Here is a 13,571-nt window from a genome sequence, read left to right as displayed (position 1 = left end):
ACCGGTGCCCAAACCCGGGCAGCGCGGCAACTCGGTCGGCACCTCCATCTGCTCCGACCTCGCGTGCCCCCTCTACATCCGCGGCAAGCGCGACTCCGCGACAACCTCGGCGCGTTCGTCGTACGGGTCCGCACCGAGCCCCGGTGAGCGCACGCGATTTCACCGGCCCCGAACCGACCGGTACGCTCCTCCGCGGAGGTATCGCCTAGTGGCCTATGGCGCTCGCTTGGAAAGCGGGTTGGGTTAATAGCCCTCGGGGGTTCGAATCCCCCTACCTCCGCCACCACCACCAGGACCTCCACTCGCTCGAGTGGAGGTCCTGGTGCGTCTGGCGCTCCTGCGCCTCGATCTCGTACGACGGAGCCGGCCGGCGGATCTGCGACCATGGTGCCCTCGCGCGTGCAGGGGACGGGAGTCGCAGGGTGGCTCTGAGCGGGCCGGAAGGCCTTGGCCGGACCGACCTGCTGCGCGCCCTGGCCGACCGGATCGGCAGCGGCACCGGCGCCCTCGTGCTCGTGGAGGGCGAGCCCGGCGTGGGGAAGACCCGGCTCCTCACCGACCTGGGCCGGCGCGTGCCCGACGTCCAGCGCGTGCACGTGCCGACCCGGAGGTACGACGTACGTCCCGCGGGCGGACTGCTCGACGCGCTGGGGCTCGGCCTCCCGGTCCCAGACCCCGGCCGACGCTCGCCGCTGGAGACGCCGGCGGCTCCGCACTCCGCCGTGGTCGACCTCGTCCGCTCCGCGGTCCGGGCGGCCGCGGAGGGTGGGACGACCGTGGTGATGGTCGACGACCTGCACTGGTCCGACGCCGACACCCTGGGTGCGATGGGCGCCCTGGTCGACCTGACCGACACGCTTCCCCTCTCGCTCCTGCTGGCCCGCCGCCCCGCGCCCCGGTCACCGGCCCTCGACGCGCTCGTCGAGCGCTGCCGGGAGGCCGACGCCGACGTGGTGCGCCTCGAGGGCCTGCCCGAGCCCGACGTCATCGAGCTCGCCGGGCGGTTGGTGGGTGGCCGGCCGGGCCCGCGCCTGCGACAGCGGCTGGTCGCGGCCGGCGGCAATCCGTTCCTGGTCGAGCAGCTCGTCGCCCAGGCGCGCCGGACCGGCCTGCTCCACGACCTGTCGGACGGGTCGATCGAGCTGAGCACGCCCGAGGCGCTGCCGGACGGCTCGGCCGTGCTGCGCCGGATGGTCGACCTCGAGGAGCGACCCGCGCTGGTGCTGCGCGCCCTGGCGCTCCTCGACGGGCGCGCGTCGTACGCCGAGCTGGCGGCGGCGACCGGGCGCGACGTGCTCGACCTGGTCGGCGCCGTCCAGCGGTGCCGGGAGGCCGGGGTGGTGGTCGAGGACGGCGAGGAGCTCCGGATCAGCCACGAGCTCGTCCGTGAGGCCGTCGAGGCCGACCTGCCAGCCGGCTCCGTGCCCGAGCTCAGGCGGCAGGTCGGTCACCGCCTCCTCGACGCCGGCGCGACGCCGGACCGGGTGGCGGCGCAGTTCCTGCGATCGGGACAGGGCATCGACCACGAGGCCGCCGCGGTGCTCACGTCCGTGGCCGGATCGATGGTCGAGCGGGCGCCGGCGACCGCTGTCGACCTGTTCGAGCGGGCGGTCGCCCTGGCGGGCCACGTCGGACCGGAGGCGACGGCCGCTCAGGTGGGGCTCGTCGACGCACTCTTCTGGTCCGGCCGCGCGACCAGTGCCCTCGCCCTCGCCGACCGGCTCCGCGGTGCCGCCCGCCCGGCCAGCCGGCTGGCAGCCGAGGAGACCGGGATCCGGTGCCTGACGATCCTCGGGCGACCGGCCGAGGCACTGGACCGGGCACGCGCCATGCCCCGGGAGCCCGACAGCCGCGCGTGGACGGAGGCGCTCACCGCGGCGATGGCGATGTTCGCCCTCGAGCTCGCCGAGGCCGAGACGTGCGCCACAGCGGCGCTCGCGGCCTGCGAGGCGCACCCGGACCGCTTCGCGGAGGTGCTCGCGTGGAGCGTGCGGGCCTGGGTCCTCAACCTCGGCGGCTACCACGCCGACGCCGTCGAGCCCGCCGCCACCGCCGTACGCCTGGCCGACGAGAGCGCCCACGGCGCCGGTCACCGGATGGCGCCGCGGCTGTTCCACGGGCTCGCGCTGGAGAGCGCCGGCCACTCGACTGCCGCGGCCGAGACGCTGAGGCAGGGCCTGGTGATCGCCGACGACCTCGGCGCCAGGTGGGCGGTGCCGTTCTACCGGTACGCCGTCGCGCTCGGGCACTGGAACGCCGGACGGTGGTCGGCGGCGGAGCGCGAGTGCCACGAGGGCCTGCGGATCGCGGCCGAGGAGGGCATCGCGCTGGCCGCGCCCTGGGCCCACGCGGTGCTGGCCGGTGTCGCGGTCCACGCCGGGGCACTGGACCGGGCGGCGGAGCACCTGGACGAGGGCGACCGGGCCATCGCGGCCGGTGGGGTCCAGGTGGGGCTCGACTGGCTCGCCTGGATCCGCGCGCTGCACCTCGAGGCGCTCGGGCAGCCCGGGGCGGCGCACGCCCTCCTCGTCCAGGCGTGGGGCCTCGCCGAGGCCGTCCACGCCAACGCCGCGCTCACGCTGTTCGGCCCCGACCTGGTGCGGATGAGCGTGCTGGCCGGGGAGCTGGGCACCGCGCGGGACGTGGTGGCTGTGATGGCGGCGGGATCGCGTGCCGGGCGGGCCAACGTCGACGCCCACGTGGACCGCTGCCGCGGCCTGGTGGAGGGCGACCTGTCACTGGTCGCACGGGCGCGAGAGGTCCACGCCGCGGGAGGTCGGCCGGTCGAGGTCCGGCTCGACGACGAGGCCGCGGTCCTGCTGCTGCTCCGCGCCGGCGCCCCCGAGGCCGGAGCGCGGCTCCGGGCCGTCGTCGCGGACTGCGCGGACGTCGGGATGGTGCGCGTCGCCGACCGTCTCGAGCTCGCCGCCCGGGCAGCCGCACCGGTGACTCCTGTCGAGGAGGGGCCCCGGGACGGGTGGGCGGCGCTGACGCCGACCGAGCTGCGGGTGGTCGCTCTCGTGGCGTCGGGCCGGACCAACGCCGAGGTCGCCGCCGCGCTCAGGACCTCCGTCCGCACCGTGGAGTCGCACCTCTACCGGACCTACGCCAAGCTCGGCGTCAAGAACCGCACCGAGCTCGCCCTCGCCCACAACCAGCGTTCACCGGGCGAGGGAGGCTAGCCGGCCGCGACGCGTCGAGCCCTGCTCGCCCGCTCCGGCCCGTCGGGCGCCCCGACGCAGCTCGACCCGGCACTCGTGCTGGTAGACCGCGCCGTTCATCTGGTAGCGGTTGCGCGAGGAGTCCACGAAGTTCCGGCGGACCCGGTCGAGGTCGGCCACGATCGCGCTGCGCATCCGGGCAGGGTCCGGGAGCACGTAGGCGCCGCTCAGGTGGGCGGCGACCAGGCGCGCCTGCGACTCGAAGAGCGGCAGGAACCCCCAGCCGACGGCCTGCAGGAAGCCGACGAAGTGCAGCGACGGGTGCTCGGGGTGGAAGACCCGGAGGTAGAGGGGGACGCGGTTGTCGTCGGAGTCGAAGACGGCCGCGTCGAGGAACGGCGTGGTGGTGCGGTAGCCGGTGCAGTAGATGATCTCGTCGACCTCCTCCCGGCTGCCGTCCGTGAACTCCACGCTGCTGCCGGCGAGCCGGGCGACCTGCGGCCGCAGCCGGACCAGCCCGGCATCGATCCGGGCCGGCAGGTCCGCGGTGACCGTCGGCAGCGCGGAGCCGAAGTGGTGGTCGGGGCGCGGCAGGCCCGCGCGGGTCGGCGACCCGACGACGAGCCGGCAGTACGCCGTCAGCAGCGGCCCCGCGATCGGGCGCGGGAGGTAGGCGTTGACCAGGAACCCCAGCCAGGACGGCATCGCCCGGTCGATGCGCAGCCCGCGCGCGTAGTGGGGCAGCACGTAGCCGCCCCTGCGGATCGCGAGCACCGTGGTGTCGGCGACGGCGCTGACGTCGGCGGCGATCTGGCTGCCGCTGTTGCCGAAGCCGACCACGAGCACCCGCTTGCCGGCGTACTCGTCGCGGCTGCGGTAGGTCTGGGAGTGCCGGGTCCCGCCGGAGAACTCGCCCGGGAAGTCGGGGAGCAACGGCTCGTTGTGGTGGCCGTTGGCGACGACGACCGCCGTGAAGAGCCTGGTCTCGCCGGTGGTGAGGGTGACGCGCCAGCAGTCGTCGGGCCCGGGCTCCACCCGGACGACCCCCGTGCCCCACTCGAAGCGGTCACGGATGCCGTAGTGGTCGAGGCACCCCTCGAGGTAGGCCGACACCTGGTCGGCCCGGGGGAAGTCCGGGTAGCTGCGCGGCATCGGGTGGTCGCTGAGCTCGAACCAGCCCCGCGGGCTGTTGAGGGTCAGCGTCGGCCAGGCGTGGGTCATGCCGGTGGTGTCCTGTGGGCACCAGACTCCCCCGGGCCCGGGACGCTGGTCGAAGCAGACGAAGTCCACGCCGGACCGCGACAGCTCGACCGCCGTCGCCAGGCCGGCGGGGCCGGCGCCGATCACGCAGACGACGTCCCGGCCGGTGGCGCGGATCTCCATGTCCCCCTCCATCCCTCCCACGACAGGATGGAGCGCCACGCGCCGCGTGGTCATCAGTAGAAACACGCAAGGCCCGCGATCGGGCAGGGGTTCAGCGCAGCTGGGCCTTCAGGCCGTAGCGCCACTCCTCGGAGATCAGCAGGCTCCCCTCGTCGAGGCGTCGCTCGACGGCGTCGACGAGCATCGCCGAGGCCCGCTCGGGGTAGACGCGGTCCCACGACAACTCGGCGCGGTGCTCGAAGACGTTGTGGATGACGCTGGTCATCAGGTCCTTGTCGACGGGCGGGGCGAGGAAGTTGCTGCCGGCGAGGAACGTCTCGGAGCGGTCGGACCCGAAGCGCAGGGTCACGCACGGCACCTCGAGGACGTTGGCCTCCTCGACGATGCTGCCGGAGTCGGTGACGATGACCGCGCACATCGACATCGCGGCGACGACGTCGAGGTAGCTGTCCCACACGGGCGTCGAGATGAGCGCGTCGCCGTACCTGGCCTCGAGGTCCTCGAGCCACTGGCGACGCCCGAAGTTGTCGATCGCGGCCTCGGTGCCGAGGAGGCGGATGAAGAGGACGTGGTGACCCTGCTCGAGCAGTGCCTCCATCGCGTCCATGAGGAGGTTGAAGCGGTCGCGGTTGGTGGTGTTCTCGCGGCGGTGCACGCAGAACCGCAGGAACGAGCCGTCGCCCATCTGCGGGAACTTCTGGAGCACCTGGTTCTTGTCGCTGCCGGCGACCGCCTGTGCGAGGGCGTCGACGACGGAGTTGCCGACGACGTCGATGGCGGCGGGCGCGAAGCCCTCCTCGACGAGGAACTCGCGGTTGAGCTCCACGGGGGCGGCGTGCAGGTCGGAGCCGGCGTCGGCGACCCGGGTGTTGAACTGCTCGGGCGAGGGCTCGCGGCTCCCCTTGGCCCAGCTGGCGCGGTCGATCGACTGCTCACGGAAGGACGCCCAGTCGAGGTCGGCGCCCTGCTCGATCCAGCCCTTCAGGACCTCGGGCCTGGGCGAGAGGGTGCGCAGCCCGGCCTCGACGTGGACCAGCGCCTGGCGCTCGCCGAAGGTGGCGAGCGCGCCGGCCATCGCGGTGGTCGTGTCGCCGTGGACGTAGGTGATGGGGAAGCCGCCGCGCTCGGAGAAGCCGCGCAGGTACTGGGCCAGCTTGGCCGTGATGCCGGAGACGAGGTCGTTGACGCCGCCGCGCACCTCGAGGTTGATGTCCTCGCGGACGCCGAACTCGTCGAGCATCGACTGCGAGAGGTTGTGGTCGTAGTGCTGACCGGTGTGGCACAGCACGACGTCGTGGCCGCGGTCGCGCAGCTCGTGGTAGATCGGCGCCTGCTTGATGATGTCGGGCTTCGTGCCGACGACGACGATGTGCTGGCTGTTCTCGTGGGACATGGGTTCCTTCGGGTGGGGCGGTCGTTCGGCAGGTCCGGGGGACCGGTCAGAGGAGGTCCTCGCGGCTGCTGGCCGCGAGGAGCGAGCGGAGCCGCTCGAGGATGCCGGTGTCGAGCGCCTTCTGGCGGTCGAGCACGTAGACGGCGTCCTCGTGGGTCACGACGATCAGGCCGCGCGCGCCGAGCGTGACGACCGGGCGGCCGTCCATGCTGGCGACCAGGGTGTCCTCGGCGTCGAGCTGGAGCGCGGGACCGATCGAGGTGACCCGCTGGTCGTGCAGGACCCGCTCCAGGCGGGGCCAGGTGCCGACGTCGGTCCACCCCAGCTGCCGCGGGACGACCAGGCACTCCATCCCGGCCCACATCAGGGGGTAGATCTCGTGCCCGCCGATGGCGGCGCCGCGGTAGGCCTTCTCGGACGTGGCCCCGCGGGCGTAGCGCTCGATCGACTCGAAGATCAGCGGCAGCGCGCTGCGGTAGGCCTCGCACGCCCGCCCCACCCGTACGCCGTAGCAGGCGGTGTTCCAGAACAGGTTGCCCGTCTCGCCGAGCTCGCCGACCAGGTCCTCGTCGGGCTTCTCGTGGAAGGAGTCGATCACCTGGACGGCCTCGTCGCCGCCCTTGGTGTGGATGTAGCCCAGGCTCGGGTCGAAGCGGGTGGGCTCGGCGCCGAGCACCACCATCGACTCGGGCGTCCGGTCGAGCTGCTCGAGCATGTCGCGCGACGCCTCGTTGAAGGCGTCCTCCTCGGTGATCAGGTGGTCCGAGGGGGCGATCAGCGCCGGCGCGTTGCCGTACTTGTGCGACAGCGTCGCGATGCTGAGGGCGAACGCCGTCGCGGGACCGGCCGGGTCCTCCTCGAGGATCAGGTTCTCCGGCGGCACCGGGCCGAGCGTTGCCCGGGCGGCGTCGGCGAAGCGCGCGCGCGTCGAGACGTGGATGCGGCTCGGGTCGACGATCTCGCTGAGCCGCTCGATGGTGCCGGTGAGCAGCGGGCGGTCGCGCACGACCGGCTGGAACTGCTTGGGGGCGCGGTCCCGGCTGATCGGCCACAGGCGTGAGCCCTGGCCGCCGGCGAGGATGACGGCGACGGGCGCGTCCGAGGTGTCAGGCATGGCTTGATTCCATCATGGGACCGGCGGTCCCGGGTCAACGTCGCAGCAACGGGCGCAGCATGAAGGCCAGCGCCAGCAGCGACCCGGCCACCAGCCCCGACCACAGCAGGATCGCCCGGGGGGTGCCGAAGAGGTCGATGCGCTCGGGCGCGGGCGGCGCCTGGGCGTCGGCGCGGACCTCCTGGACGGTGGTCTCGACCTTGCCCTGGCGGCCCGGCTTGATCTCACGGGTCAGCGCGTCGTGCGCCTGGACGACGCCTGCTCCGGTCCACGGGTTCGCGGCCGTGCCGTCCGGACCGTCGAGGGCACCTGCGCCCTCGGTCGTCGCCTGCAGCCGGGCGACCAGCTGCGGGGCGGTCTCGCGGGGGAAGCGCTGCTTGAGCAGGGCCATCACCCCACTGACCTCGGCGCTCGCCCACGACGTCGCGACCTGGTCCAGGACGCAGACCTGACCGGTGGCGTTGGCCGAGATCGCCCCCAGGGTCGGGGCGGCGACGTCGGTGTCGAGGTTCGGCAGGACGTAGGTGCTGGGGTTCTCGTCGAAGGGCGGGGTCGCACTGACCGCGAGCACGCCGGGGTAGTCGGCCGGGAAGACGTCGGCGTCGTTGTCGGGCGTGCCCTCGAAGCCGGAGCCGGGGGTCTCGGCCGGGGCGTTGCCGGCTGCGGCGACCACGACGACGTCCAGGTCGACGAGGCGAGCGACGGCCGCCTCGAGCTCCGGGTCGGGCTCGCGGACGGCGAGGGAGATGTTGACGATGTCGAACTGCTGCTGGGGTTGCGCCCGGACGACGGCGTCGATGCCCGCGGCGATGCCGGCCGACGACAGCTCCCGCTCGCCCTGGGTGGAGTCGGCGTCGTCGGTGTCGTAGACCTTGACGTCGAAGACCTGGGCGTCCGGGGCGACCCCGCGGGGGCCGGCGATCAGCCCCGCGACGATCGTGCCGTGGCCGGAGAGACGGGTGCCGGGGTTGACGCCCTCGATCGCCACGCCACCGGCGATGTCGAGCCCCTCGACTCCGACCATCCCGCTGTCGATGACGGCGACCTTCACGCCCCGCCCGGTGGCGAGCTCCTGTGCCTGCTCGACGTGCATCCGCTCGAGGGCGGGGTTGTCCTTGGCGTGGGTGTCGGCCAGGCGCTCGGAGCCCGGCCCCTCGCTCTCCAGGCAGGGGGCGTCGTGGTCGGCGGCGGCCGGGGACGCACCGAGGGGCACGACCGACGCCGCGAGCAGGCCCGCGGCGAGCGCCGTACGCACGGGTGGGCGGCGCACCGGAGACAGTCGGCGACCCGTCGACGGTGCCGTCATCAGCCGGCGTCCGCGGCGGCGTCGTCCGCCGGTGGGGCGTCCACGGAGACGCGACGTGCGCTGTTGGTCGACAGCTGGACGCCCGGCTCGAAGAACTCCAGCCACGCGCTCGGCACCAGCGGCGGCTCCACGTCGCCGTAGCCGAGGAAGTCGGGCACCTCCGGCCCGACCAGCTCGTACTTCTCGCCCTTGGGGTCGATGACGTAGCGGGTGCCGGAGTCGGCGGCCTCGCCCGAGCCGGAGAGGACGTAGGCGCCGGCGCTGGGCTCGACGTCGACCGCGTGCCGGCCGGGGCGTACGTCGGCGGCGAAGGGGTCGGCCGCGCCGGTGGGGTTCGTGGCGAGGCCGAAGGTGGCGTCGGCACCGACCGCAGGGTGGAGCACCGCGCACAGCGCGCCGTTGGTGACCGGCTGCGGGACGTCGCTGGGCCACTCCGCGGGCGTGCTGGGGTCGCCGAACGAGGCGGAGAGGTCGCCGGGCAGCTCCTGCGCCGGCTGCTCGACGACGCCGTAGACCATGCCGGCGAAGTCGCTGAGCCGCTCGGGCTTCTCGTCGCCGAGCAGGTAGTAGGAGCCGCTGCTCGAGAGCAGCAGGTCGCCGATGCGGTAGCGCGAGAGGTCGGTGCCGGTGCTGCCGTAGGGGACGCGCTCACCGGGACGGGTGACCCCGAAGGACGCCTTCTCGAGGGGCTCGCCGAGCCGGAACAGGTTGAGCCAGTCGGCGTCGACCTCGGTCGCCGACGCACCGAACCCGAGCCGGTCGCCCAGCGTCGAGGACTGCGTCTCGTCCTCGGGCATGGGGAAGCGGTAGGCGCTGCCCTGCTTGCTCCCGACCGGCGGTGCGCTGGCGATCAGCCAGGTCGTGCCCTCGCTGCGCACGAGGAACGCCGAGCCGGCAAGGTCCTCGACGGTCGGCGTGCGCTGCACCGCGAGCTTGATGCCGACCCCGGCGCCGGTGCAGGCGGTCCAGCCGTCGTCGACCAGCTCGCCCGCCGCGGGGAGGCTGGCCGGTGCGGCGTCGATGCCGAGGTCCTCGCCGAGCTGCACGGTGCGGATGTACTTGTCGCGCACGGTGAAGGGCGTGAGCTCGGCGTCACCGATCAGGAGCTGCGCCGACACGTAGTTGGGCACCCGCTGGAGCATCGGCTCGTCGCCACCGCGGAGGACGACGTACTGCTCGCCGGTGTCCTTGGAGATCACGAAGCTGGGCGCGTCGAGCCACTGTGCGGGCGGGCGTCCGAGCAGGAAGCCGGCGATCGCCGCGCCCGCCAGGAGCAGGACCGACAGGGCGACGCCGCCGATGAGCACGCGGCCGGGTCGTACGGGCTCGACCTCGCGGCCGCCCGGGGCGCCGGAGACGAAGGCGGTGACGAGCCGGCGACGGCTGAAGGCGTGGGCCTCGACGAGGTCCTTCTTGGTGGCCATCTGGTTCCCCGCCCGCTCAGCCCGCCACCGCGGACACGAAGCCGGCCGCGAGGACCATCAGCGGGAGGAGCGCCAGCAGGGTCATCGTCTCGACGACGTCGCCCATGCGACCGCGGCGCACCGACGGCGAGGCCGGTACGAGCGTCAGCGCCAGGAGCACCGCGCCGACGCCCGCCAGGCCGATCGCGGCGCCGGCGCGCCAGTCGTCGTGGATCAGCAGCATCGACAGGGCGACCGAGACCAGGCCGAGGATTCCGGAGACGAGCCCGGCGAGGACCTCCGAACCCGTGCGGTACTGGCGGGTGCGGAACATGACCGCCAGGCAGCACACGGCGGCCAGGATGGTGCCGTAGACGCCTCGCCCGACCGCGAACGGGGCGAGGAGGACGAGCAGCGTGCCGACCGTGGCCGAGACGGCCAGCAGGATCTCGTGCCCGACCCGGGCGTCGTCGGCGACCTCGTCGGGGTCGATCTCGTCGGGGTCGGCGGTGATGTCGTGCAGCGAGTAGAGCTGGTCGACGCTGGTGCCGGTCACCCCGAGTGCGAGCCACGGGAAGATGCTCCCGGCCAGGACGACGAGGGTGAGCAGGACGACGACGACGGTCGACGGCTCCAGCGAGAAGACCCGGATGAGCACCGTGCCGGCCACGATCACCGCCCCGACCACGACGGCGGGGATGACCAGGGCCCGGCCGTCCTGCAGGCCGACCACGGCGACCAGGCCGACGGCGAGGACGCCCAGACCGGCGTAGAGCAGCGGGTCGGCGAAGAAGGCGTCGGCGAGCGGCCAGCTCCAGTCGGGCAGCTCCCCGGGCGCGAGCAGCAGCCCGGCGACGGCGGCGTAGAGCGCGGCCAGCAACGAGACGACGACACCGGCCTCCGGCTCGCCCTGCGCCCGGGTCAGCACGATGCCACCGACCACGAGGAGAGCGGCGATCACCGCAGCGGCGACGCCGCCGAGCACGCTCTCGCCCTGCAGGAGGAGGGCGAGGGCGCCGAGGCCGAGCAGGATGCTGCCCGCGCCGAGTGCCGTACGCCGTCCCGCTGCGGGCTCCCACGGCTTGAGCTCGTTCTCCACGACGTCGGCCATCGCCTCGACGACGTCGTCGTAGACGCGGGGGGCCTTGTCGTCGACACCGGCGGTGACCGTGAGCAGGCCGCCGTCCTCGATGCCCTGCATCGTCAGACCGGCGTTGTTGACCAGGATCCGGCCCTCCTGGGTCACCAGGCGGTAGCCGCCGTAGACAGTGGAGGCGTCGAGCAGGCCGACGGAGCGGGCGAGCTCCGGGACGAGCTCGGCGACCGGGATCGACCCCGGCAGCACGAGATCGACCCGGCGAGATCCCGAGGCGATGGTCACCCGGACCAGGCCCGAGGCGACCGAGGACCCCTGACTCATTGGTGTTTCCCCCTGATTGTCCTTGCACCTGCGTCGGCCGAGGGGCCGGAGCACTGAACGGGGAGCAGCCTAGGCGAAAGCCGCTCGCTGAAATGCCACGAGGCCGGGCGTCCCCGGAGGGACGACCGGCCTCGGACGGTTGCGCTGCTCAGAAGCGGTTGGCGCCCCGGGCGTCGGCCGCCTTGTACTCGGCGTTGGACGCGTCGACACCCTGGCTGGCCTGCTGGAGCAGGAGGGTCATCTCGGTCATCGCCTGGTCCCACTTCGCCTTGGCCTGGTCGTAGGCCATCTTGGCGTTACCGTTCCAGTCCGACTTGAGGGGGTTGAGCTCGTTCTCGAGCTGGTCGAGGCGGGCCTCGATGTCCTTGGCCGCCTTCATCACGTCGGCCGCACCGGCGTCGAGGCTGCCGTGCTGGACCTTGATTCCGTCGAAAGTCATGTCGATCTCCTAGATCTCAGAAGTTCAGGTGTCGGCGTCAGCCGAGACGGCCCTGGAGGTTGGCGTGGTTGGCGGACTGCGACTCGTCGGTCGAGACGTTGTCGCGCTCCGTCTCCTTCATCGAGGCCGAGAGCTGGTCGAGGGCCTTGAGGATGGTCTCCTGCTTCTGGTCCCAGGCGATCATCAGGTTGTTGAAGGCCGTGGCGCCCTGGCCGCCCCATCCGCCCATCATGGTCTGGATGTTGCCGGACAGGACACCGCACTTGTTCTTGACGTCGCCGCGGGCCTGGTCGACGAAGTCGGCACCCTTGGAGAGGGCCTTCTCTGTCTGGCCGTACATCTCGCTCATGTCGATCCTTCTCCCTCGGCGGTCGAACCGACCGAGTGTTGGTGTGTTGGTGACTCACTGGACTGGTGATCCGGTGCTCGGGGAGACGTCCCGGCCCCCCGCGCTGACGTGCATCTACCCGGCCGTTTTCCGCCTAAACATCAGGACGTCATTTCCCACAGGCGGCGGAAGACGCCCGCCGCGACGACCGCGGCGGCGAAGGCGAAGCTGCCGCACAGCGACTCCGCGACCTCGGCGCGACGCGACCACCACACCGACCGCCAGCCGCGGCCGGTGGCCACGGCCGCCGCGAGCGCGATGGCCCCGAGCGCGACGGTGACGTAGAAGAAGGTGTCGACGTGGCCCGCGCCCGCCCCGGCGACGAGGTGCACCGCGAGGGACACCAGCGCCCCGAGGCCGGCGAGGCGCAGCAGGACCCGCGCGGCGGCGTGGCGGTAGGACCGGGCGGCGAGGAGCAGCGAGCAACCGGCGAAGAAGACGAGGCAGCGCGCGCCGATGCGGTCGAGGTCGATGGTCGCGGTGCGGAGCAGCAGCGGACTGGCCACGAGCACCGTCACCAGGATCGCGGCCGCGGCACCGGTGACAATGCGCGAGGCGCGGTGCACCAGGCGCTCCATCGCGTCGCCGGCGACGACGATGCGACCGCGGCGGCCCTGGCGCTGGGTGTCGCGGGCCGACCAGGCCGTGACGGCCAGCCGGTCGAGGTCGAGCAGCGCCTCGTCGGGCACGTCCACCGCGAGCGAGGGCGCGAAGCGCGCCGCCATCATCGACAGGAAGACCAGCAGGGTCCACGCGACCCGCGCGTCCCAGCCCAGCATGGCCGGGACGGCGCAGCAGGCGAAGACGGTGAGACCGCTGACGATCCACACGATGGCCACCTCGTCGCTGTCGACCGACAGCGCGCGCCCGATCCCGGCGACGACCGCAGCAGCGATGCCGGCGGCGCCGATGATGGCGGGGAGCAGGTGGATGCCCGGCTCGTGGAGGGCCGCGAACGCGGCGGCCGCGGCGAAGGCCGGGGCTGCGCGGCGTTGCCGCGCGTGGCGGCCGAGCGGGAGCACGCCGAGGAGCGAGCAGGCGAGCAGCAACCCGACGGCGACGGTGCGGACGACCTCGTCGCCCGCGCGAGCGGCGTACCAGGCGGCGAGCAGGGAGACCAGGGCGGCGACCCAGGCGATCAGCGCGGCGAGCGCCGGGCTCTCGGGAGCGTTCTTGGCCGCCTGCAGCAGCGTCACCCGACGCGGGCGGTGCACGCCGGTCGTCGCGACCAGGACGTCACCGGGCTGGATGCCGGCCTCGCCCAGCGGGACGGCGGCGTTGAGCCGCTCGCCGAGGGCGGTCTGCAGCAGCGGGATGCCGGGCACGTCCGCCTGCTTGGCGTACTCGCGGGCCACGTCGACCGAGGTGGCGCCGGCGGGCACCACGAGGTCGAGCACCCCGGCCGGGCCGTGGATGCTCAGCGCGATGGTCGCGCCAGCACTGCTGGACATCGCGACGTCCGACACCGATTCCCCCTTCGCGTCGACCACCCCGTCGAGCACCGTTGCACTGGAGGGTAGTCGCAGGTGCGGCCCGCGTGGAGGCGCACCTATCATCGGGGCGA

Annotated in this window: 10 protein-coding genes, 1 tRNA gene and 1 pseudogene; 3 read left to right on the top strand and 9 right to left on the bottom strand. The window is 73.3% G+C overall.

Going from position 1 to position 13,571, the window contains the following annotated elements; genetic code table 11:
* Positions 1-4 precede the first annotated feature (4 nt).
* The 3 genes and pseudogenes from ACNKF0_RS01220 to ACNKF0_RS01210 form a co-directional block, all read left to right on the top strand.
* Positions 5-70: pseudogene (locus tag ACNKF0_RS01220) on the top strand (hypothetical protein); the annotation flags it as partial.
* 124 nt (positions 71-194) lie between these two features.
* Positions 195-283 (top strand) — tRNA-Ser (locus ACNKF0_RS01215).
* A gap of 139 nt (positions 284-422) precedes the next feature.
* Positions 423-3,182: an AAA family ATPase gene (locus ACNKF0_RS01210; protein WP_416955136.1), complete on the top strand. Its 2,760-nt coding sequence runs from the start codon at positions 423-425 to the stop codon at positions 3,180-3,182.
* On the opposite strand, the gene ACNKF0_RS01205 is transcribed toward ACNKF0_RS01210, so the two are convergent.
* The 9 genes from ACNKF0_RS01205 to ACNKF0_RS01165 form a co-directional block, all read right to left on the bottom strand.
* Positions 3,162-4,544 (bottom strand): flavin-containing monooxygenase, encoded by a 1,383-nt coding sequence (locus ACNKF0_RS01205; RefSeq protein WP_416955135.1) that lies wholly within the window; start codon positions 4,542-4,544, stop codon positions 3,162-3,164. The genes ACNKF0_RS01210 and ACNKF0_RS01205 overlap by 21 nt on opposite strands.
* Before the next feature lie 91 nt (positions 4,545-4,635).
* Entirely contained in the window at positions 4,636-5,937 is a 1,302-nt protein-coding gene (locus ACNKF0_RS01200) for a UDP-N-acetyl glucosamine 2-epimerase (RefSeq protein WP_416955134.1), read from the bottom strand.
* Positions 5,938-5,983: 46 nt separating this feature from the next.
* Positions 5,984-7,051 (bottom strand): sugar phosphate nucleotidyltransferase, encoded by a 1,068-nt coding sequence (locus ACNKF0_RS01195; protein ID WP_416955133.1) that lies wholly within the window; start codon positions 7,049-7,051, stop codon positions 5,984-5,986.
* Positions 7,052-7,085: 34 nt separating this feature from the next.
* Entirely contained in the window at positions 7,086-8,321 is a 1,236-nt protein-coding gene (locus ACNKF0_RS01190; RefSeq protein ID WP_416955132.1) for a S8 family serine peptidase, read from the bottom strand.
* 35 nt (positions 8,322-8,356) lie between these two features.
* Positions 8,357-9,781, bottom strand: a complete 1,425-nt coding sequence (locus tag ACNKF0_RS01185; protein WP_416955131.1) for a type VII secretion protein EccB — start codon at positions 9,779-9,781, stop codon at positions 8,357-8,359.
* A 16-nt stretch (positions 9,782-9,797) separates the two neighbouring features.
* Positions 9,798-11,180, bottom strand: a complete 1,383-nt coding sequence (eccD, locus tag ACNKF0_RS01180) for a type VII secretion integral membrane protein EccD (protein ID WP_416955130.1) — start codon at positions 11,178-11,180, stop codon at positions 9,798-9,800.
* A 148-nt stretch (positions 11,181-11,328) separates the two neighbouring features.
* On the bottom strand, positions 11,329-11,619 hold the full coding sequence (locus tag ACNKF0_RS01175; RefSeq protein WP_172257656.1) for a WXG100 family type VII secretion target: 291 nt from the start codon (positions 11,617-11,619) through the stop codon (positions 11,329-11,331).
* Between the two features lie 37 nt (positions 11,620-11,656).
* Complete coding sequence (locus ACNKF0_RS01170) at positions 11,657-11,968, bottom strand: WXG100 family type VII secretion target (RefSeq protein WP_179618679.1); 312 nt, start codon at positions 11,966-11,968, stop codon at positions 11,657-11,659.
* A gap of 140 nt (positions 11,969-12,108) precedes the next feature.
* Positions 12,109-13,509, bottom strand: coding sequence for a hypothetical protein (locus tag ACNKF0_RS01165; RefSeq protein WP_416955129.1), 1,401 nt, complete (start codon positions 13,507-13,509; stop codon positions 12,109-12,111).
* Between the last annotated feature and the right edge of the window lie 62 nt (positions 13,510-13,571).

This window comes from Nocardioides sp. T5, from assembly GCF_048161455.1.
GTDB lineage: Bacteria > Actinomycetota > Actinomycetes > Propionibacteriales > Nocardioidaceae > Nocardioides.
The sequence above is the reverse complement of the archived record's forward strand: the minus strand, read 5'-3'. Positions and strand labels throughout refer to the sequence as shown.

Excerpts from the sequence above, each read along its gene's own strand:
- ACNKF0_RS01195 (WP_416955133.1), bottom strand. The coding sequence starts at position 7,051 with ATGCCTGACACCTCGGACGCGCCCGTCGCCGTCATCCTCGCCGGCGGC.
- ACNKF0_RS01185 (WP_416955131.1), bottom strand. The coding sequence starts at position 9,781 with ATGGCCACCAAGAAGGACCTCGTCGAGGCCCACGCCTTCAGCCGTCGC.
- ACNKF0_RS01200 (WP_416955134.1), bottom strand. The coding sequence starts at position 5,937 with ATGTCCCACGAGAACAGCCAGCACATCGTCGTCGTCGGCACGAAGCCC.
- eccD (WP_416955130.1), bottom strand. The coding sequence starts at position 11,180 with ATGAGTCAGGGGTCCTCGGTCGCCTCGGGCCTGGTCCGGGTGACCATC.
- ACNKF0_RS01170 (WP_179618679.1), bottom strand. The coding sequence starts at position 11,968 with ATGAGCGAGATGTACGGCCAGACAGAGAAGGCCCTCTCCAAGGGTGCC.
- ACNKF0_RS01175 (WP_172257656.1), bottom strand. The coding sequence starts at position 11,619 with ATGACTTTCGACGGAATCAAGGTCCAGCACGGCAGCCTCGACGCCGGT.
- ACNKF0_RS01205 (WP_416955135.1), bottom strand. The coding sequence starts at position 4,544 with ATGGAGATCCGCGCCACCGGCCGGGACGTCGTCTGCGTGATCGGCGCC.